Genomic DNA, 19,940 nt, shown 5'->3' with positions numbered 1-19,940 from the left:
GATGACCGGAGATTGGATCGACATCGGCGCGGTCGCCGAAATCCCCCTGCGCGGTGCGCGCACCGTGCCCGTCGCGGGAGGCGAGGAAATCGCCCTGTTCCGAACCGGCGACGATCGCATCTTCGCGCTCGTCAACCGATGCCCCCACAAGCACGGTCCGTTGAGCCAGGGCATCATTCACGGCCATGCGGTCGCGTGCCCGCTGCACAACTGGCGCATCTCGCTGGAAACCGGCGAGGCGCTGGGTGAGGACAAGGGCTGTGTGCCGACGGTGCCGGTGCGCGTCGATGCGGGCCGCATCCTGATCGCTCGCCTCACGCTGCTGGCGACGGCGATCGCCGCGTGAGCGAGGCGGCGGTCCGTACCACCTGCGCCTATTGCGGCGTCGGCTGCGGCATCCGCGCGACCGTGACCGGCGATCGGCAGGTGACAATCGAGGGCGACCCCGATCACCCCGCCAATCGCGGGCGGCTCTGTTCGAAGGGCACGCATCTAGGCGAGACGGTGGGGCTGGAAGGGCGGCTGCTCCACCCGACGATCGGCGACAAGCGCGTGGGGTGGGACAAGGCGCTCGATCTCGTCGCCCGCCGTTTCAAGGAGACGATCGCGCGGCATGGGCCCGACAGCGTGGCCTTCTACGTCTCCGGCCAGCTGCTCACCGAGGATTACTATGTCGCCAACAAGCTGATGAAGGGCTTCATCGGCTCGGGCAATATCGACACCAATTCGCGCCTGTGCATGTCGAGCGCGGTGGCGGGGCACATCCGGGCCTTTGGCGAGGATGTCGTGCCCGCCAGCTATGACGATCTCGACGCGGCCGACCTGATCGTCCTCGTCGGATCGAACACCGCCTGGTGCCACCCGATCGTCTATCAGCGGATCATGGCCGCGCGCGCCGAACGCGGCACCAAGCTGGTCGTCGTCGATCCGCGCCGCACCGAGACATGCGAGGATGCCGACCTGCACCTCGCCATCCGGCCGGGCAGCGACGTGGCACTGATGCACGGGCTGCTCGCGCATTGCCGTCGCGAGGGGCTGCTCGACGACGCCTTCCTCGCCGCACATGTCGCGACGCCCGACGATTTCTGGGACGCGATCGAGGAGGACAGCGATCTGTGGAGCGTTGCCAAGACCTGCGACGTCGCGCCCGCAGACCTCAAGCAGTTCTACGATCTCTTCGCCGCCAATCCGCGCTCCGTCACCCTGTTCAGCCAGGGGATCAATCAGGCGCTGCGCGGCACCGATCAGGTCAACGCGATCATCAACCTTCACCTCGCCACGGGGCGCATCGGCAAGCTGGGCGCCGCACCCTTTTCGATCACCGGGCAGCCCAATGCGATGGGCGGACGCGAAGCCGGCGGCCTGGCCTCCACGCTCGCCGCGCACATGGATTTCGCGCCCGAAAACGTCGCCCGCGTCGGCCGTTTCTGGTCCGCGCCTGCGATGGCGACGAAGCCGGGCCTCAAGGCGGTCGACCTGTTCCGAGCGGTCGGCGAAGGGCGGATCAAGGCGCTGTGGGTGATGGCAACCAACCCCGCCGTATCGATGCCCGATGCAGGCCGCGTGCGCGAGGCGCTCGCCGCTTGTCCGTTCGTCGTCGTCTCCGACGTGATCGCCGACACCGACACCGGCCGCTTCGCACATGTCCGTCTGCCCGCGACAGGCTGGGCCGAAAAGGACGGCACCGTCACCAACAGCGAACGACGGATCAGCCGCCAACGCGGCCTGCTGCCCGCCCCCGGCGAGGCGCGGCCCGACTGGTGGATCATCAGCGAAGTCGGCAAGCGCATGGGTTGGGGCAGCGCCTTCGCTTTTGAGCGGCCGGCCGACATCTATCGCGAACATGCGCGGCTTTCGACCTATCAGAACAATGGCGCGCGGCTGTTCGACATCGGCCACCACGCCGCGATCGGCAATGCCGCCTATGATGCGATGGAGCCGAACCGCTGGGGCGGCGAGCCCTTCGCCGATGGCGGCTTCCCGACCCCGGATGGCCGCGCGCGGCTCGTTTCGGTGCGGCAGGCGAAGCTCGCCGAACCGCTCAAGGACTGGCCGCTGACGCTCAATACCGGCCGCTATCGCGATCAGTGGCATACGATGACGCGCACCGGCCTGTCGCCCAGGCTCGCGCGCCATCGCGAAGAACCGCTGGCCGAGATCAACCCCGAGGATGCCGAGCGGCGCGGGATCGCCGAGGGCGACATCGTCCGCGTCGCGACCCCGCAGGGCGAAAGCCTGTTCCGCGCGACTTTGAGCGAAGGCCAACGGCGCGGCGAGATGTTCACCCCGATCCACTGGACCGATCGCCAGTCGAGCGGCGGGCGCACCGGCCTGCTCCCCCGCCCGCTCACCGATCCGCATTCGGGCCAGCCGGGATTCAAATCGACCCCGGCGCAGGTCGAAAAGGTCGCGATCGAATGGCGCGCCTTCCTGATCGTGCGTCGCGAGGCACCCCGCTGGCCCGGAGCAATATGGACGACGCGGATCACGGTTGCGGGCGGCGCGCTTTACGAACTGGCGGGCACCGGCGATCCGGCCGCGCTCGAAAAGGCGCTGCCCAAGGGCGACTGGATCGAGGCAGCGGACAAGGCGCGCGGCACGCGGCGGATCGCGGTGATCGCCGACGGGCGGATGGTCGCCGCCTTGTTCGTCACCCGCGACGGCGAATTGCCCAGCCGCGACTGGCTGATCGCGCAACTACAGGCGCCGTCAGTCGCGCCCACATTGCTCGCTGCACGCGCGCCGGGCGCGCAGGCCGATCGCGGAACCATCATCTGCGTCTGCTTCGACATCGGCCTGAAAACGATCGTCGCCGCTATCGCCGACCAGCGGCTGACCGACGTCGCCGCGATCGGCAAAGCGCTGGGCGCAGGCACCAATTGCGGATCGTGCCGCCCCGCGCTCGGCCGGATCCTGACCGAAAATATTGCCGCCAAGGAGGTGAGCCATGCCGCCGTCTGAACCCGTCTGGCTGGTGGGCGCCGGCCCCGGCGATCCCGAACTGCTGACGCGCAAGGCCGAAAGGCTGATCGCCGAAGCCGAGATCATCTTTCACGATGCGCTGGTCGGCCCCGCCATCCTGGACCTCGCCCGGCCGCAGACCGAACTGGTCGGCGTCGGCAAAAGATCAGGCCGCCATTCGAAGGATCAGGACGACATCAACGTCCTGCTCGCCGAGGCCGCGCTCGCGGGCAAGAAGGTCGTGCGCCTGAAGGGTGGCGATCCATCGATCTTCGGCCGATCGACCGAGGAGATCGAGCATCTCGCGACCTTCGGCATCCCCGTCCGCATCTGCCCCGGCATCACCGCCGCCAGCGCCGCCGCCGCCAGCGGCATCGCCTCGCTCACTTTGCGCGGCCTCGCACGCCGCCTGACCTTCGTGACCGCGCACGCGCGGAAGGGCGAAGCGATCGGTCTCGACTGGACCGCGCTTGCCGCCCCCGACACCACCCTCGCCGTCTACATGGGACGCGCCGCGGCACCGACGATCGGCCAGCGACTGATCGCCGCCGGCCGCGCCGCCGACACGTCGGTGATGATCGCGGTCAACGTCTCCCTCCCCAACGAACGCCTGATCCGCGGCCGCCTCGACGCACTCGCCTTCCTGACCGCGACGATCAGCGACGACGATCCCACCCTGCTGCTGATCGGCGAGGCCGTTTCATCAAACAAGGCCGCTACTGCCGAACAACGGGAGCGGGTCTCGTGCTGAAAGTGCGGGCGACCATGCCCGTCGCCGATGCCGCGCCCTGCGGGATCGAGTAGGCGCTGGAGCGACTGATCGCGCTTGTCGCACCGCTGGAGCCGGAATCGGCGCCGATCGTCGACGCGCTCGGGCGCAGCACGACGGCTCCAGTCCTGGCAGCTTCGGACCAGCCACGTTTCGACGCCGCGACGATGGATGGGCAGTGGGCGACGATGCCGCCGGCCTGCATCGCATCGTCGACGAAAGCCGAACCGGACACGGCTATGCGGGGGGCCTCGCAACCGGGGCTCGCCCCTGAGCCTGTTCACGCCGGATCGTCGGGCGGCCTTTTAGCCTCCCGCCGGAAGCGGGAGGGTCGTAAGACTGCTCAGATTATTGCACATTCTCGATGACCATCGCGATGCCTTGCCCGCCACCGATGCACATGGTGATCAGAGCGTAACGGCCGCCGACGCGCTGGAGCTCATAGACGGCTTTGACCGTCAGGATGGCGCCCGTTGCGCCCACGGGATGGCCAAGGGAGATGCCGCTTCCATTTGGGTTCAACTTGGCAGGATCGAAACCCAGCAGGTCAGCTACTGCGCAGGCTTGCGCGGCAAATGCCTCATTGGCTTCGATCACGTCGATATCGTCGAGGGTCAGCCCCGCGCGCTGCAAGGCGATTGGAACCGCCTTCACTGGAGCAACGCCCATGATCCGCGGCTCGACGCCGGCATACCCCCAGCCGAGAATTTTGGCGAGTGGCTTGAGGCCGCGCTCTGTCACCGCCGCTTGCGTCGCCAGCACAACGGCGGCTGCGCCATCGTTGATCCCTGACGAGTTGCCGGCCGTGACCGTGCCGCCCTCTTTTTTAAAAGCGGGCCGCAGCTTCGCCATGTCCGCGATATTGGCGTCGCGCGTGACGAGACGACCACCAGCAACGCCATCGGCTATCTGCCCGGCACCGATCCCAAAGCCGGAGCCATCCTCCTGTCCGCGCACCTCGATCATCTCGGTCAGGTCGGCGACGGCCCTGTCATGCACGGCGCCAACGACGATGCATCCGGCACGACGGCTGTGTTGGAGCTGGCGCATGCGCTCGCTTCGGGAAAACCGCATCGTCGCGGCATATTGTTCGTCGGATACGGCAGCGAGGAGATGGGCCATTTCGGCTCCGCCTATTTCGCCGCGCATCCGCCGGAGCGCTGATGATGACGGGATTCGAACGCTCCGATCTCGGTGCGGCGCTGTTGGCACATGGCGGCCATGTCGTTCCAGATCCCTACATCGAGGAAAAGTTCTTCGAACGGTCGGACAATTACGCGCTCGCGCTCCAGGGCGTCGTGGCGCGCACCCTGACCAGCTGGGCGACGGTGCCGACCTACCATCAGCCGACGGACACAGTCGCAAACCTCGAATGTCAAAACGCACCAAGGTCTGGAAAAGCTGTCATGTGCGCTTGACCAACCCTGTGACTAACGACCAATTGCCTAAAGCAATTGTTGGCGCGTCTTACGTAAGGCGCGCCATCTCTTTTCGGGCCGAACGCAAAATCAGGACACCAAAGTGGCGTTCTGAGACGCGGGCCGATAGTGCCGCCACTCGAGGCGAGATTGCGAGCGTCTCTGACCTGAACAGAAATCAAGCCGCCAGAAATGGGGCGGAACTGCGGGTGTTTCGCGGGGTCTTTCAATCCCAGCCGGATTTCGGTGAAATCACGGACTGGGTGGTGCAGCACCCAGTTGGAACCAAAAATCTCTCCTGTTTTGCCTGTTATGAGATTTTTTTAAACCATTTCATGGCACAAAAAGGCTCGTGACCAGCGAAACAGCCCGGTTTTCCGGGACAATTCCACCCCGTGCTTTTAGTACGAAGCCAGGCGTTAAACCCCGATCAACCCGCTTCTATCGCCGCGTTGAGCTTTTCAACCAGCGATAACAGGCGTTCTTCGACGCCAAATGGCATCTCGCGGCTCTTGCCGGCCCGAGCCCGCTTCAACGCGCGCATGAGCTCACGGTTGGTCATGTCCTGCGGGCCGGGGAGCTTGTCGAAGAAGGCCTCGACCTGAACACTCCAGATATCGACGTCACCGGTCCCGGCGGCCCGTTCGAGCGCCTCCCAATCATCCTCGGTGATCCGGCGCCTCTTGTCCTCTGCGATTGCCTCGATCGACCAGGCGGCGCGTCGCACGAGCCGGACATAGGCCATCAGCGCCGACCGGTTTCTCGGCGAGCCACTGCCCAGAACATCGAGGCAGGCCTCGAGCCGGGTCATCGTGACACGGCGTTCATAGCCGGGGAGCAGAATCTGGACCGGCTCATTTGCATCATCGAGAACGCGCTGCCAGTGGGCGGTGTCGATCGGCACCGCCGGTGTCGCGGCGGGCCGGCCGCCACGATTACCCGTCTGCCCGGGCAGAAAACGCCCTCCCTCACCACGGATGGCTGGCGGGATCACCGGCGCGGTTCCTTGTCCTGAAGATCCCGATCACGACGGTAGTGGGCGCCCCGAACAAGCTCGATATAGTTGTTAGCAGCGAGGCGGTTGGTCGGTGCACCGCTAGCCAGGATTTCGATATTGTATTCCAGACGGGTCTTCGGCAGCTTCTTGCGGACTTTCCTGTCATCTCCGGTGAAGACAATAACCGGCTCATTGGCCTTGTCGATGATCATCTGATCGATATCTGCGGCGCTGTGGACGGTGCGCGGCTGCCTGCGCGGGCGCCCTCCCCGATTGGTCCGCGCATTCATGCCACTTCTCCGGTGAGCCCGAGCGCCCGGTCGGCGAGGTCCTCCATCGCGGCACCGCGGCGAGCGTGAGCTTCGGCGAAGGTCTCGCCAGTCGCATCGAGTACAGCCTCGCGCCCGGCAAGCTTCTGCCAGCGCCGGATCGTCGTTTCGCAATATTTCGGCTCATATTCGATGAGCTGGGCACGCCGCTTCGCCTTCTCGGCCGCGATCAGGGTCGAACCGGAACCGCCAAAGGCGTCGAGCACGATCTCACCGCGCTTCGAAGTATCCTTGATGGCATCCACGACCATCGGCACGGGCTTGACGGTCGGGTGCATCGACAGGTCCGACGACTGTCCCGTCTTCGACGCCGCGGGATATTCCCAGATGTTGGTACGGTAGCGGCCGTTGCGCCCCAGTTCGACGGTGTTGAGGTGCGGCGCGGTGCCGACCTTCCACACGAAGACCAGTTCGTGCTGCGAGCGGTAGAAGCTACCCATGCCGCCATTGTCCTTGGACCAGACGCACAGGTTCTTCAGATCCGAATAGACGGCCTGCCCCGCCTCGAGCATCTCGCTCATGTGGCGCCAGTCCATGCACTGATAGTGGATCGCCCCGTCCATGCTGACATCGGCGGCGTTGCGGAAGACCTGGGTGAGGAAGGTCGTAAACTCGGTGCGGCTCATCTCGCCCGACGCCATCGCAAACTCGGCATGGTGGATCGCGCCCAGGCCGCCGACATGACCCTCAATCCGGACATTGTACGGAGGATCCGAAAAGACCATCCGGGCGCGCTCGTCGCCCATGAGCCGCGCAAAGCTCGCAGGCTCACGGGAATCGCCGCACAGGAGCCGGTGATCACCAAGCAACCACAGGTCGCCCCGCTCGACGCCCAGCGTGACCCGACGATCGAGCACGGGCAGCGTTTCCGTCTTGTCGGGCTTCCTGACCGGGTCGAGCAGCAGGTCGATCTCGGTCGTGGTGAAACCGAGGATCTCGGGCTCGAGTTCGGGACTGAGGACAGCGAGTTCTGCGATCTCGATCCGCAGGATATCCTCGTCCCAGCCGGAATTGGCCGCAATCTTGTTGTCGGCAAGCGCATAGGCCCGCAACTCGTCGGCCGTCAGATGCTCGACAGGGATCACGGGCACTTCCTCGAGCTTCAGCGCCTTCGCCGCCGTCCAGCGCGCATGGCCGGCGACGATATGCCCGTCGGCCGAAACGATGATGGGAGCGAGGAAACCGAACTTCGAGATCGAGGCCTGGACCTGTGCAAGCTGCCGCGCACTGTGGGTACGGGCATTGCGCTTTGCCGCTTTCAGGCTGGCAGTCGGACGCAGTTCGATCTTGAGCGGATCGAAAGCAGGATATGCAGCGGGCAAGGCTCCGCCGTCGGCGTTCGTCATGGTCAAACTCCGTGGATCAGTTGGCAGACGGGAAGCAGGCGACCGTCAGCCTGAGCTGTCGGTCGTTCCGCTTCGTCGTTTTGGTCCGTCCAGAAGCGCCTCGAGGAGCGAGACCTCGCCGGGCATGCGACTGCGCGCGATCTCGCGCAGATACTCGATTGCCTTCGCTCGGCTCATGATGGTGAGGCCGTCAGGGCCGGTGCGGCACACCAGCTGGTCGCCGGGGGCCAGTCCGTGGCTGGCGAGCATCGCCTCGGGGAGCTTTACCTCGCCCGACTTGCCGAGCTGGAGGACGATGGTCTCGTCGGCCACCGCCTGGCGCTCGCCTGGCTTCACGATGAGGCCTGCGCGCAGGAGCACGTTATACGTGTGCTGGTAGCGGATCTTGAGATAGCGACCGATATCGCCGGTGCTCACGCCCGCCTTGAACAGGATGCGGATCTTCTCCGACTTGTTGTCGGTACCGCCGGTCAGCGCGTCCATCTCTTCGGTCGTCATCAGGCATCTTCCCCTAAGCTGGAGATCGCCTATATGAGTCAACCGATAACCACAAGCCAAAAATAATCACAGGTACTACACTGATTACAGTCTCGCTACCGCAGTGCCATTCATTGCTGACTACGACGCGTTGCCGAAGAGATTGTCGGCAAGCGCGCCAATGTCAGGCAGGATGGTGAAGCGGCTGCGCGTCAGGACGCGATGATCTGTGCGCGGGAGCTTTTTGCCATCGGCATTGGGGCGGGTGCGCCTGGCGATGCGATCTCCGAGGGCTGGCATCGGTTCGCCGAAGCGGCCGCCGAACCAGCGGATCGTCGTGATCTCGAGGCTGTCAGGATCATAGGTCAGCCAGATCACGCACGCATAGCCTTCGAAAAGAAATGCTGGATACCATCCGCTCGGTACATGGAGGCGGTAAGCACCTCACCGCAGAGGTCGCGACCGGAATCGCCCTGAACTTCTCCGAGGATATCCTGACACCGCGAGAGATCGAGGTGCTCAGCGAAACCAACCGAACGGAGGAGCGCATCGAGAGCGTTCCTGAACAGCGGATCGTCGTCGACGACGATGACGAGGGGAGATGGCTCGGACATGGCAACATTCGCTTCGGTTCGTGCGGTTGGGTCAAATTAAGCGCCGTCCATACAATCCCCGCCGACGTGCGGAGTGCAGGCGTTCCAACGATGGTTGCGGCGGCCGCGACCTGGTTTGGAGTTCTACATATGCCCTACGTGACTGCCAAGGATGGCGCTGAAATCTACTATAAGGATTGGGGATCCGGTCCCGCGATCTTCTTCAGTCACGGATGGCCGCTGAGCGCCGACATGTGGGAACAGCAGATGATGTTCTTCGCGTCGAAGGGCTTCCGCGTTCTCGCGCACGATCGTCGTGGCTTCGGACGTTCGAGCCAGCCCTGGAGCGGTTACGATTACGATACCTTCGCGGACGACATCGCGCTCGTGCTTGAGACCGCCGGTGTCGAGGATGTGGCGCTGGTTGGCTTCTCGATGGGCGGTGGCGACGTCGCCCGCTACATTTCGCGCTACAAGGGCGCGCGTGTCACCAAGGCCTGTCTCACCTCCGCCGTAACCCCCTTCTTCCTGAAGACCGATGACAATCCCGATGGCGTGCCGTCCGAGGTGTTCGACGGCATCCGCGCAGGCCTCCTCGCCGATCGCCCGCAGTTTCTCGATAATTTCAACGCCCTGTTCTACGGGACGAACAAAAATCCCGGCGCCGTCTCCGAAGGCATCCTCAAACAGACTCTCCAGATCGCGCTGCTCGGCGGCATCAAGGGGACTTACGATTGCGTGGGGGCGTTTTCCGAGTCCGACTTCCGTCCCGACATGGCCGCTTTCACCATGCCGACCCTTGTGATCCATGGCGATGCCGATCAGGTCGTGCCGATCAAGCCGACCGGCGCCGCCGCCCATGCAATAGAAGCGGCCAAGGTTGACGGAACCACCCGCTACACGATCGCGGCGGGAGCCTGAGATGGCCTTCCGGCTTGAGAGCCTGGCGACGATGTCGTCGGGGGAACTGCGCCGCGCGTGGGCGGCGCAGTTCAGCGAAGAGGCACCCAATGTCCCGCCATCACTTCTTCGCCTCGCCATTGCGCACCGGCTGCAGGAAAAGCAGCTCGGCGGTTTACCGGTATGGGCCGACCGGATGCTCGACGCCATCGCCGCTGACCCGACGGTGTCGCCAGAACCGCCCATCCAGATCAAGCCCGGTACTCGGCTGCTGCGCGAATGGAACGGAAAGCTGCATTCGGTCACGGTGACTGACGACGGTTGCCTCTATGACAATCGCTGCTTCTCGTCGCTGTCGCACGTCGCGCGTGAGATCACAGGCGCCCATTGGTCTGGCCCGCGCTTCTTCGGCCTGAAGCGGCGGCCACCGCCGCCAGCGCGGGGGGAGCAGGCTAATGGCTAAGCGTGGACCGCGGTCGGCTCCGGCATCGAACGGTCTATCAGGTATCCGGCGCACCCGCTGCGCCGTCTACACGCGCAAGTCGACCGAGGAGGGGCTCGATCAGAACTTCAACAGCCTCGATGCCCAGCGTGAGGCCTGCGAAGCCTTCATCACCAGCCAGCGGCACGAAGGGTGGGAGCTGGATCCCGCGCTCTATGATGACGGTGGATATTCGGGCGGTACGATGGAGCGTCCCGCTCTCAAACGCCTTCTCGCCGATGTGGAAAGCGGCCGGATCGATATCATCGTCGTCTACAAGGTCGACCGTCTGACCAGGGCGCTGTCGGACTTCGCGAAGATCGTCGAGATCCTCGATGCGAAAGGCGCAAGCTTCGTGTCCGTCACCCAGGCCTTCAACACCACGACGAGCATGGGGCGACTGACACTCAACGTGCTCCTGTCCTTCGCCCAGTTCGAACGCGAGGTTACCGGCGAGCGCATCCGCGACAAGATCGCTGCATCCAAGAAGAAGGGCATGTTCATGGGCGGCCTGCCGCCCCTTGGGTATGACGCTCAGGACCGGCAGTTGGTCATCAACGAGACTGAAGCGGCTACCGTGCGCAAGATGTACCAGCGCCATATCGAGCTTGGATCGATCACTGCGCTGATCCGGGATCTCGGGCAGCGCGGCATCGTCACCAAGGTCAGCACGATGGCAGATGGACGCGTCCGTGGCGGCCAGGCCTTCACGCGCGGCTCTCTGATCTATTTGCCCGCAACCCGGTTTACATCGGCCGTATCCGACATGGCGACATGACCTATGAGGGTGAGCATGAGGCCATCGTGCCGGTCGAGCTGTGGGAGGCCAGCCAAGGGCTGCTCAATGGCGCAACTCATCAACCGCGGCCGCGCAAGACGCTGATCAGTCCGCTCAACGGACGGATCGAAGATGGCGTTGGCAGGCCGATGATGTCGGTCCATGCCAATAAGGGCAGCCGACGCTACCGTTATTATGCATCGCGCCATAGCGAAGGACAGGCTGAGGCAGTCTGGCGTATCCCGGCAGGTGATCTTGAGGAGATCGTTCAGACGGGGCTGGAGCGATTCCTGAATGACGGGCACCGGCTCGGTATCGAGCTGGGCACGAGCCATCTCGATGCCACGGTGGTAACGAAGAATGCCAGCGTCCTCGCATCCCGGGCAGATGAGCCGTCCGCCCTCCAATCCCTACTCGAAATATTGGATGCACAGATCATCGTGCAGCAGCAGGCTGTGACGGTTGAGATCAGCGCCGTGCGTCTGGCGAAGCAGGTTTGCGCCGATACTGCCGGGCTTACGGATGATCAGCGCATCTGGATCGAGGTTGCCGTGTCTTTGAAGCGGCGCGGGCATGAGCTGAAGCTGGTCTATGCGGCGCCGGAAGCTCGTCCGGCACAACGTGATGATCGTCTGATCCAGCTACTCGCCAGCGGGCGCCTAGCGTGGCGACAGCTCAGCGCAGGGCAGGGGAATGCAACGCGGGGGCATCTCGTGCGGATGGCGCGGCTGAACTACCTCGCCCCGGATATCATCACGTCGATCCTCGAAGGCCGGCAGCCGGTCGAATTGACCAGTCGATCTCTTCTGCGGGTTGCCGAGATGCCGCTCGCCTGGAGTGAGCAGCGCAAGGCGCTTGGCTACGGCTGACATCGATCCATCGTCGAACACCATTCGGCGCGTCTCCAATGGAGGCGCGCCGGCCTCGTTCAGGCTGCGGAAAATTTCTAGGACAGGAAAATAGCGATCTGAGACGGGGGAGCACTTTCGCCCATGTAGAGGCGAGATTTAGACGGTCTCTGTCCACATTTTGAATGGACGCCCCAAAAAAGGCGCGGAACCGCGGGCTTTTCGCGGGGTCTATCAAACCCAGCCGGATTTCGGTGAAATCACGGACTGGGTGGTGCGCTGCCCAGTCGGGAGCCGGAAGCTCTCTGCATGAAATCCCGTTTTGCTGGTGCCCAATTCCCGTTTTCAGACCGTTAAATCGGGAAGTTCGCTCTCTGGTGCGTCGAAAAGAGCCGCTTGTCGCGGGTAGTCCACTGTATTTCCCTGCAAAATGCAGGCGTGCGCCCAAAATAAACGGGAATTGAAATTCCCGTTTCAGGCCCAGGAACGCGCGCGCTGTCCTCTTATGGGCTGCGAAATCCAAGTCTTGACGCGAGCAGCGGATCGCGCTTAGTCCAGTCATGTCGAGAAGGAGCGGGGGGACATCCCCCGAGGATACTTAACCGCGTCAGGCGGTGGGTACGCTCGGCGTCTCACTTTGCCTGTCGCATATGACGAAGGTGAAGTTGATGACTGCTCGACGACCAACTCAATCACGGCGAAACGCGCGAGATGCGGCTCGCCCGATTCCGACCAGCCTTGGACCAATCGAAGAGATCCCGATTGGCCGGCTGCGCCAATATGATCGCAATGCGCGCACGCACAGCTCGAAACAGGTCGCAAAGATCGCGGCTTCAATCGAGACATTCGGCTGGACCAATCCGATCATCGCGGAACGCGATGGTACTATCATCGCCGGTCATGGCCGCTGGATGGCAGCGAAGTCGCTGAAACTCGCGACGGTACCAGTGGTCTGGATGGACCATCTCACACCGGAGAAGATCAAAGTTTATCGTATCGCCGATAACCGCCTGGCCGAACTGGCTGGCTGGGATGACGAGATGCTCAAGATCGAGTTTGGCGAGTTACTGGATCTCGATCTCGACTTCAGCATCGAAGTCGCAGGTTTCGACCACGCCCAGATCGATGTTATCATCGACCCGCCGCCCGCAAAAGGTCAGGGTGAGGGGCCGCTTGATCCCGCGGACAAGGCGGTGCCTGGACCGGCGAGCATCGCCGTGTCGCAGTCCGGTGATATCTGGTCGCTCGGTGATCACCGCCTCGGCTGCGGGTCTATTCTCGACGCCGCGTTCGTAGAGAAACTCATGAACGGCAAGAAGGCCGTAATGGTTTTTTCTGACCCACCATATAACTGCAATATCGATGGCAACGTGACGGGAGCCGGGGCAGTCAAGCATCGCGAGTTTGAAATGGCCTCGGGAGAGATGACTCCCGCCGAGTTCAGACGCTTTCTGCTCGACTCAACGCTCAATATGAGCCGCCATCTGAAGAGCGGCGGGATTGCCATGCTTTGCATGGACTGGCGCAACCTGCACCACCTGATGGTCGCCTGTGGCGAGGTCGGACTAGAGCTCCTCAACATCGCGGTGTGGGCGAAGACCAATGCCGGGATGGGTAGCCTCTACCGGTCGCAACACGAGATGGTTGTTGTCGCCAAGAAGGGTCGCGCCAAACACATCAACAACGTCGAGCTGGGTCGTCACAAGCGATATCGCACCAACGTCTGGACCTATCCCGGGATCAACAGCTTTGGTCGCGGACGCATGGACCAGCTCAAGGTCCACCCGACAGTGAAGCCGATCGCGCTCGTCGCTGATGCGATCCGCGACGTGAGCAATCGGGGTGACATCGTGCTCGATGGCTTCATGGGTTCGGGCACCACGCTGCTCGCAGCCGAACGCACGGGTCGCATTGGATACGGCATGGATATCGACCCGCTCTATGTCGATGTGGGGATCCGACGCTGGCAGGAGATGACCGGCGGCAAAGCCGTTTTGACGGAAACCGGCGAGACATTTGATGCGGTGCTCGCCCGACGCACGGTGGGGCAAACCCAAGCCGCTTGACAATGAAAATCGGCTCTAGTGCATTGATTTAAAACATTAATCCAAAAAAATGCGATTGATTTCGCGAGTGGCATCGGATATCCGAATCAGGCCGGTGGAGACACCGGCCTGCATAAGCACCCGACCAAGGAGCCCAGCAGACATCCAGACCAGCGCATTTTTGCGGCTGGTCATCCCGCGCAAGCGGGGAGGGTGTCGACGGCCGTCCGAGGTGCTGTCGCGCTCGCCCCCTTCGCAAGCTGAAGGAGGTTAGTTATGGCTATAATTCGTAAAAGCGAACTCGATGCCCGTCGCGCAAGGGCGGCGGCAGAGCAAAGCGCACTGGAAGCGATGTCCTCGTCGACCAGCGTGACGCCGTCCCAACAGGCTACAGGTTTGCCCGTCAGGCCGAAAAAGGCCAGGCGGCCCAAAAAGCAGCCCACCGGTGATTACGAGGTCGGGTATTGCAGAGCGCCCGAAGAGACCAAATTCCAGAAGGGGTGCAAGCCCGGCCCGGGACGCGGCAAGGGTAACATGAGCCAGGCGTCCATCTTGCGCGAAGTGCTTTCTGAGACGCGAGAAGTTTCGGTGGGCGGCGAAGTGATTAAAGTCCAAAACCGCAAGGCCCTGGAGCTGGTTCGGCTGGGGAAGGCTTTTAGCGGTGACTGGAGACAGTTGCTCAGCCTTCTCGAAGTGGCCTTCAGGCTGTTCCCTGACAGGGCTGGCGACAATAGCGATCAGAACGGAGACGATGAGCCGCTGACCCAGACCGGCATGGCGATCCTCGACATGTTCGCGCAAGACACCCTCCGGAACGCCCAGAAATCTGGCGGGTCTCCGGGACGAGCTGATCAATGAGAAGGTTGCCGTCGTCGCAGGTGGTGGAGGAACTCGCCCGTCAGCGGTTCCTCCCATTTCTCATGCTTGTTTTCGAGCTTCTGCACCCCGGGCATCCGCCTCTCCAGCCCAGCTGGTACTTGCGCGCGATGGCCTGGTGGCTCGAGCGCGTCGAAAGCGGTGTCCTGCTCCGATCAATGATCTGGCTGCAGCCGCGAGCATTGAAGTCGATTGCCGTAGCCGTGGCGTTCCCGTGCTGGCTTCTCGGACGTGATCCGACGCGCCAGATCATGATCGTCACCTATTCAGACGGCCTCGGCCACACGCATGCCCTGCATCGAAAACGGATCCTGGAAAGTCCGATGTACCGGAAGATTTTTCCCGCCGTCCGCATCGCCAAGGATGGGAATCGTCTGGCCGATATCGTTACGACCGTTGGCGGTCGAATGCGCATGATTTCGGTCGAGGGCACAGCGACCGGTCTGGGCGCTCATTTCATCATCCTCGATGACTGTATGAAGCCCGAAGATACACGGAGCCCGAAGGAGCGAGCCGGCATCAAAAGCTGGTTCGAGGGTACCATCTCGACGCGCACGATCGACGAGCGTTCGGCTATCATCTCGATCCAGCAGCGGCTGCATGAAGATGATCTTCCTGCGTTCCTACTCGACAAGGGCTTTGAATGTCTGTGCCTGCCGGCGCGCGCGCCAGTCGACACGATCGTCGAAATCGGTCCGGATCAAACCCACCTTTGGCGGCGGAACGAGTTGCTGTGTCCGGAGCGGATGAGCGAGACCGAACTGGAGAGGAAGCGGCTCGAGCATGGACCACAGGCCTTTGCTGCGCAGTACCTCCAGAATCCTGTGTCGCCTGAAGGCAATCTGATACGAATGGAGCAGTTCAGGCGCTTCGAGATCGAGCTTACGAGAGATAACTTTGAGAAGGTGTTCCAGAGCTGGGATACGGCAGCGAGCCTGGCGCCGGATGCCGACTGGTCGGTTTGCACTACCTGGGGCTATGGACGCGGCCGCCTCTTCCTCCTCGATGTTTTCCGCGCGCGGCTGGAATATGGACCGTTGAAGCAAATGGTCATCGGCCTCCGTGCAAAATGGCGGGCCGACAAAGTGCTCATTGAGAATATCGGCGTGGGTATGAGCTTATGCCAGGAGCTCAAGAGGAACGGTCCGTTTGTCCCGAAGCCAATGCGTCCGGACGGCGATAAGGCCGAACGCCTGCTCGCTCAAAGCGGGCAGATCGAAGAGGGACGCGTGTGGCTGCCGGCGCAACTGGACGGCCTTGATATATTCCTCAGCGAATTGAGAGCCTTTCCAATGGGCAGGCACGACGATCAGGTCGACACCCTCACCCAGATGCTAGAATATCTGATGTTTCATTGGCGCTATGCGGATACTGAGTACGACGAAACCGGCCGGGCCCTTCGAAGAAATCGCGAACGGCATCGTCCGCCTCTGCCCCCGCTCCCGGATTGGCTCAAATAACAGGCCGACGTTTATTCAGAATGTCCATTCCGCCCTGGCTGGTCTCGGCAAGCCGGTGCTCGAACCAGAAGTGCAGCCAGAGCCGGCGGTGTCGGTCTGTAGCTCGGTAAGCCGCATGAACGCAGCAGCGGCACGAAGGCTCGTGCAGTTGTGTGCGAAGATTGGGAACTTCAGTCGATGAATGTCACGATCTCGCGAAAAGGGATCGCGGCGAAAACCGTGCCGTCGCCATCGGCAATTTCGATGTGATGGTTCAGCCAGATCGGATGGCCGAGCTTCACATGCTCGGCAATGATCTCGCGGCCCGAGCAGATCGCCTCCTCCTTGGCGGCTGCCAAGTCCCGAAAGTCGCGGCCGGTGTCGTCGGGGATCTCGACGCCATTGTGAAGATGCAGAAAATAGCGGGGCATCGCAGCGTCCGGTTCAGATCGGGGATTTGGGAACCACAAAGCAAGTCAGGCGGCCGTGCGCGTCAGGCGGTCGATCGATCGAGCGGCAAGAAGGTCCATCAGCGTGACCCCGGCGACGATGGCGAGCGCCGTCACCGCCATCGCTCGTTTTGGCGTTCGGCCTGGCGATGACGGGGCCAAGCGCCGCCATATCGGCGAGGTCGGCGGCGAAGCGCGTCCAGACCGGGATCGAACTGGTAGGGAAAGAGAGCCCGATGAGACCCGTCACCACCTCGCTCGCGCCGACCGTTCGGAACAACGTCCCGCCCTCGACCGCGCCAATGCCGTGGCCGAAGCTTTTGCCGGCGAGAATGTCGGTGACGCCGAAGGCGAGGCTCGCCGCGCCGATCGCGCGGCCGATCGTCTTGGCTTCCATCAGTGGTCGGCCCGCTCGGCCTTGGCGAGCGCCTCGGGGCTGGCGCTGCCGGGTTCCGCCATCTTCCTGTGCTGTTCGGCGAGGATTGCGGCCGGGGTGACATTCGCCATCGCCTGCTGAAGCTTGTTCTTCCAGCCCGACACCACGCTCGCCTTGCCGTCCATCAGCGCGTCCCACCCATCCTGCGCGACATCGACCGGGTCGCTCTTCTTCGGATTGGCACCGACCGAAGTGTCGTTCATGTCGGCGCGGTCGAAGAATTCGGTCTCGACCGGGCCCGGCATCAGGGTAGTGAGCGTGACGCCCTTGGCGTCCTTGATCTCGTTGCGGATCGCGTCGGTGAAATTGTCGACGAACGCCTTGGTGCCGTTATAGACCGCATTGAAGCTGCCGGGGATGAAGCCCGCGATCGAGCCGGTGACGAGCACCTTGCCGTCATTCCGCGCGACCATGTCCTTCAGGACCTTTTGCAGCAGATAAATCGTGCCGGTGATGTTGGTGTCGATCACCCGGCGCCATTCGCTGACCTCCTGCTCGAGAAAGCCATGGCCGAGCCCGCGCCCGGCATTGGCGCAGAGCAGGTCGACCGTCCGGCCCTTGGTCGCGGCGAGCAGCGCGTCGACCCCTTCGATCGTCGAGAGGTCGGCCTCAAGCGAATCCACCGTGCCGCCCCGCGCACGCAGGTCGTCGGCGGCGGCGACGATCAACGTCTCGTCTGCGACGATGAGGAGATCGTAGCCGGCCTTCGCGGCGATGCCGGCCAGTTCGAAGCCGATGCCGGTCGAGGCGCCGGTGATAATCGCAAATTTGTCAGCCATGTGCGTCTCTCCTCAGGCGACCGTGCCAGCGGCGAAGTCGGGCTTGAGCACGACCTTGGTCACGTCATTCTGGTTGTCGTGGAACATCTGGTAGCCCTTGGGGGCGTCCTCGAGCGCCATGCGGTGCGAGATCAGGAAGGTCGTATCGATTTTGTCCTCGATGATCGCGTTCAGGAGCGCGGGCATATAATGCTGGACGCTGGTCTGGCCGGTTTTGAGGGTCAGGCCCTTCTCCATGAAGGCGCCGAGCGGGAATTTGTCGACGAGGCCGCCATAGACCGCCGGCATCGATACCCGGCCGCCCTTCCGGCAGGCGACGATCGCCTGGCGGATCGAGTGGGTCCGGTCGGTGCCGAGGAAGGTCGACTTCTTGATCTGGTCGATGACATTGTCGACGAAGAAGCCATGCGCCTCGAGCCCGACCGCGTCGATCACTGCGTCCGGGCCGATGCCGCCGGTCATCTCCATCAGCGCCTCATAGGTGGCGCTCTCCTCGAAGTTGATCGTCTCAGCGCCGAAGCGCTTGGCGAGGTCGAGCCGGTGCGGGAAATGGTCGATCGCGATGACCCTTTCGGCACCCATCAGGAAGGCCGACTGGACGGCAAACAGCCCGACTGGCCCGCAGCCCCAGACCGCGACCGTGTCGCCCGGCTCGATCCCGGCATTCTCGGCCGCCTGCCATCCGGTCGGCAGGATGTCGGAGAGGAACAGCACCTTGTCGTCCTCGATCCCGTCGGGGATCACGATCGGGCCGACATCGGAGAAGGGGACGCGGACATATTCGGCCTGACCACCGGCATAGCCGCCGGTCATGTGGCTGTAGCCGAACAGCCCGGACATGGGCTGGCCGTAGAGCTCCTGGCCGATGTCCTGGTTGTCGGCGGGGTTGCCGTTGTCGCAAGCCGAATATTGATGCTTGCCGCAATGATAGCAGCTGCCGCACGCGATGGTGAACGGCACCACCACCCGCTGGCCCTTCTTCAGGGTCGACGTGGGTCCGGTTTCGACGACCTCGCCCATGAACTCATGGCCGAGGATGTCGCCGGCTTGCATCGTCGGGATATAGCCGTCGTAAAGATGAAGGTCGGAGCCGCAGATCGCGGTCGAGGTGATCTTGATGATCGCGTCGCGCGGGTTGAGGATCTCGGGATCGTCGACGGTGTCGACGCGGACGTCGTGCTTGCCGTGCCAGGTGAGTGCGCGCATCGATCAGGCCTTCTCTTCTTCGAGCTGTTTGCGGGTGCGCGATGCGGTGGCAATCTCGCCGGTCTCCATCAGCTGCTTGAAGCGGCGCAGATCGCGACGCGCCTGGATCGCAGGCTCGCGCTGGAAGAGTTTGGCGATGACCTTGCCGACGACGCCCGCGGGCGGATCATAGACTATGGTGGCGGTCACGATGGTGCCGCGTGCCCCAGCGTCGCGGAAGTCGATGCGGCCACTGTTGGGGACGTCGGCGCCTTCGGTCGACGCCCAGGCGATCGTCTCGCCGTCCTTTTCCTCGGTAATCACGGCATCCCATTCGACGGTCTTGCCGCCGGGTGCCTTGACCACCCAATGCGACGTCTTCGCGTCTCGCACGTCGACCGAGACGATATTGTCCATGAAGCTCGACAGGTTGGTGAAGTTGCGCCAGTAGGCGAACAGCTCGGCGCGCGGCCGGTTGATCGTGACCGTGCGGCCGATCAGCGTGTCGCCCTTTGCCTCGAGCAGCTCGGTAGTCGCGCGATCGACGGCGTCATTCGGATGTTTGGAGGTCGAGAGCGGCGCGTCGTCGTGGACGATCGCCTGGGAGTCGGTATCGCTCATCCGGCCAGTACTTTCGATGGAGTTGAGTCGCTTCCAACCGACAGGTGCGATCGCCGTTCCGATCGTTACGGCGGCTTCCACGCCGTGCGGAAGCCGAGGGGGCCGGAGACCGCCGCCTCCTTCCACCGCGCTTGATCTGCATCAGGACGATTGTGGTGGCGGTGACTATCCCCCCCGCTTTTGCGGGCACAAAAAAGGGGACGGCGAACCGTC

23 protein-coding genes and 1 pseudogene are annotated in these 19,940 nt (G+C 63.2%); 13 read left to right on the top strand and 11 right to left on the bottom strand.

Features of this window, described 5'->3' with window-relative positions:
* Position 1 precedes the first annotated feature (1 nt).
* From nirD to cobA, 3 genes are read left to right on the top strand one after another with little or no spacing between them, the layout of a single operon-like run.
* The gene (nirD, locus tag FYJ91_RS12505; protein WP_149523346.1) at positions 2–346 is read left to right on the top strand and encodes a nitrite reductase small subunit NirD; all 345 of its coding nucleotides are present in this window, start codon (positions 2–4) and stop codon (positions 344–346) included.
* Positions 343–2,961 carry a nitrate reductase gene (locus FYJ91_RS12500; RefSeq protein ID WP_149522615.1) on the top strand — a complete coding sequence of 873 codons (2,619 nt, stop codon included), beginning with the start codon at positions 343–345 and terminating at the stop codon, positions 2,959–2,961. Before nirD ends, FYJ91_RS12500 begins: the two co-directional genes overlap by 4 nt.
* Positions 2,948–3,712, top strand: a complete 765-nt coding sequence (gene cobA, locus FYJ91_RS12495) for a uroporphyrinogen-III C-methyltransferase (protein ID WP_149522614.1) — start codon at positions 2,948–2,950, stop codon at positions 3,710–3,712. Before FYJ91_RS12500 ends, cobA begins: the two co-directional genes overlap by 14 nt.
* A gap of 366 nt (positions 3,713–4,078) precedes the next feature.
* On the opposite strand, the pseudogene FYJ91_RS20810 reads toward cobA, so the two are convergent.
* A pseudogene (locus FYJ91_RS20810) lies at positions 4,079–4,582 on the bottom strand (thiolase family protein); the annotation flags it as partial.
* 9 nt (positions 4,583–4,591) lie between these two features.
* Between FYJ91_RS20810 and FYJ91_RS20930 the strand changes: the two are divergent.
* The 3 genes from FYJ91_RS20930 to FYJ91_RS12475 are packed head-to-tail and all read left to right on the top strand — an operon-like array spanning position 4,592 to position 5,504.
* Positions 4,592–4,894: a M28 family metallopeptidase gene (locus FYJ91_RS20930; protein WP_342788024.1), complete on the top strand. Its 303-nt coding sequence runs from the start codon at positions 4,592–4,594 to the stop codon at positions 4,892–4,894.
* Positions 4,894–5,148 carry a M28 family peptidase gene (locus FYJ91_RS20805; protein WP_219822594.1) on the top strand — a complete coding sequence of 85 codons (255 nt, stop codon included), beginning with the start codon at positions 4,894–4,896 and terminating at the stop codon, positions 5,146–5,148. Before FYJ91_RS20930 ends, FYJ91_RS20805 begins: the two co-directional genes overlap by 1 nt.
* Positions 5,139–5,504 (top strand): hypothetical protein, encoded by a 366-nt coding sequence (locus FYJ91_RS12475; RefSeq protein WP_149522613.1) that lies wholly within the window; start codon positions 5,139–5,141, stop codon positions 5,502–5,504. Before FYJ91_RS20805 ends, FYJ91_RS12475 begins: the two co-directional genes overlap by 10 nt.
* Before the next feature lie 74 nt (positions 5,505–5,578).
* Here FYJ91_RS12475 and FYJ91_RS12470 read toward each other — a convergent pair whose 3' ends face one another.
* The 5 genes from FYJ91_RS12470 to FYJ91_RS12450 all read right to left on the bottom strand — a co-directional run bounded on the left by FYJ91_RS12470 (position 5,579) and on the right by FYJ91_RS12450 (position 8,675).
* The gene (locus tag FYJ91_RS12470) at positions 5,579–6,142 is read right to left on the bottom strand and encodes a hypothetical protein (protein WP_149522612.1); all 564 of its coding nucleotides are present in this window, start codon (positions 6,140–6,142) and stop codon (positions 5,579–5,581) included.
* Complete coding sequence (locus FYJ91_RS12465; protein WP_149522611.1) at positions 6,139–6,435, bottom strand: hypothetical protein; 297 nt, start codon at positions 6,433–6,435, stop codon at positions 6,139–6,141. Before FYJ91_RS12465 ends, FYJ91_RS12470 begins: the two co-directional genes overlap by 4 nt.
* A complete protein-coding gene (locus tag FYJ91_RS12460; RefSeq protein ID WP_149522610.1) occupies positions 6,432–7,820 on the bottom strand; it encodes a site-specific DNA-methyltransferase in 1,389 nt (462 codons plus the stop codon). The genes FYJ91_RS12465 and FYJ91_RS12460 overlap by 4 nt, the downstream gene beginning before the upstream one ends.
* Positions 7,821–7,865: 45 nt before the next feature.
* Entirely contained in the window at positions 7,866–8,318 is a 453-nt protein-coding gene (locus FYJ91_RS12455) for a hypothetical protein (RefSeq protein ID WP_149522609.1), read from the bottom strand.
* A gap of 120 nt (positions 8,319–8,438) precedes the next feature.
* Entirely contained in the window at positions 8,439–8,675 is a 237-nt protein-coding gene (locus tag FYJ91_RS12450; RefSeq protein ID WP_149522608.1) for a hypothetical protein, read from the bottom strand.
* Between the two features lie 23 nt (positions 8,676–8,698).
* On the opposite strand from FYJ91_RS12450, the gene FYJ91_RS12445 reads away from it, so the two are divergent.
* The 7 genes from FYJ91_RS12445 (at position 8,699) to terL (ending at position 16,278) form a co-directional block, all read left to right on the top strand.
* Entirely contained in the window at positions 8,699–9,811 is a 1,113-nt protein-coding gene (locus tag FYJ91_RS12445; protein ID WP_246152611.1) for an alpha/beta fold hydrolase, read from the top strand.
* Between the two features lies 1 nt (position 9,812).
* The gene (locus FYJ91_RS12440) at positions 9,813–10,253 is read left to right on the top strand and encodes a DUF2924 domain-containing protein (protein ID WP_149522607.1); all 441 of its coding nucleotides are present in this window, start codon (positions 9,813–9,815) and stop codon (positions 10,251–10,253) included.
* Entirely contained in the window at positions 10,246–11,049 is an 804-nt protein-coding gene (locus FYJ91_RS20925; protein ID WP_246152610.1) for a recombinase family protein, read from the top strand. Before FYJ91_RS12440 ends, FYJ91_RS20925 begins: the two co-directional genes overlap by 8 nt.
* The gene (locus tag FYJ91_RS20920) at positions 11,046–11,918 is read left to right on the top strand and encodes a hypothetical protein (protein ID WP_246152609.1); all 873 of its coding nucleotides are present in this window, start codon (positions 11,046–11,048) and stop codon (positions 11,916–11,918) included. Before FYJ91_RS20925 ends, FYJ91_RS20920 begins: the two co-directional genes overlap by 4 nt.
* Before the next feature lie 629 nt (positions 11,919–12,547).
* Positions 12,548–13,963 (top strand): site-specific DNA-methyltransferase, encoded by a 1,416-nt coding sequence (locus FYJ91_RS12430; RefSeq protein ID WP_246152608.1) that lies wholly within the window; start codon positions 12,548–12,550, stop codon positions 13,961–13,963.
* 255 nt (positions 13,964–14,218) lie between these two features.
* Positions 14,219–14,800, top strand: a complete 582-nt coding sequence (locus tag FYJ91_RS12425) for a DUF5681 domain-containing protein (RefSeq protein ID WP_149522606.1) — start codon at positions 14,219–14,221, stop codon at positions 14,798–14,800.
* Positions 14,797–16,278 (top strand): phage terminase large subunit, encoded by a 1,482-nt coding sequence (gene terL / locus FYJ91_RS12420; RefSeq protein ID WP_149522605.1) that lies wholly within the window; start codon positions 14,797–14,799, stop codon positions 16,276–16,278. Before FYJ91_RS12425 ends, terL begins: the two co-directional genes overlap by 4 nt.
* Positions 16,279–16,448: 170 nt before the next feature.
* On the opposite strand, the gene FYJ91_RS12415 is transcribed toward terL, so the two are convergent.
* From FYJ91_RS12415 to FYJ91_RS12395, 5 genes are read right to left on the bottom strand one after another with little or no spacing between them, the layout of a single operon-like run.
* Positions 16,449–16,688, bottom strand: a complete 240-nt coding sequence (locus tag FYJ91_RS12415; RefSeq protein ID WP_149522604.1) for a DUF6894 family protein — start codon at positions 16,686–16,688, stop codon at positions 16,449–16,451.
* 13 nt (positions 16,689–16,701) lie between these two features.
* Positions 16,702–17,103 (bottom strand): hypothetical protein, encoded by a 402-nt coding sequence (locus tag FYJ91_RS12410; RefSeq protein WP_149522603.1) that lies wholly within the window; start codon positions 17,101–17,103, stop codon positions 16,702–16,704.
* A complete protein-coding gene (locus FYJ91_RS12405) occupies positions 17,103–17,921 on the bottom strand; it encodes an SDR family NAD(P)-dependent oxidoreductase (RefSeq protein WP_149522602.1) in 819 nt (272 codons plus the stop codon). Before FYJ91_RS12405 ends, FYJ91_RS12410 begins: the two co-directional genes overlap by 1 nt.
* Positions 17,922–17,933: 12 nt before the next feature.
* Positions 17,934–19,127 (bottom strand): zinc-dependent alcohol dehydrogenase, encoded by a 1,194-nt coding sequence (locus tag FYJ91_RS12400; protein ID WP_149522601.1) that lies wholly within the window; start codon positions 19,125–19,127, stop codon positions 17,934–17,936.
* 3 nt (positions 19,128–19,130) lie between these two features.
* Complete coding sequence (locus tag FYJ91_RS12395) at positions 19,131–19,727, bottom strand: SRPBCC family protein (RefSeq protein ID WP_149522600.1); 597 nt, start codon at positions 19,725–19,727, stop codon at positions 19,131–19,133.
* Positions 19,728–19,940 lie beyond the last annotated feature (213 nt).

The organism is Sphingomonas montanisoli (assembly GCF_008274695.1).
Taxonomy (GTDB): Bacteria; Pseudomonadota; Alphaproteobacteria; order Sphingomonadales; family Sphingomonadaceae; genus Rhizorhabdus; species Rhizorhabdus montanisoli.
Note: the sequence above shows the minus strand (reverse complement) of the source record. Positions and strands in the feature narration are given on the sequence as shown.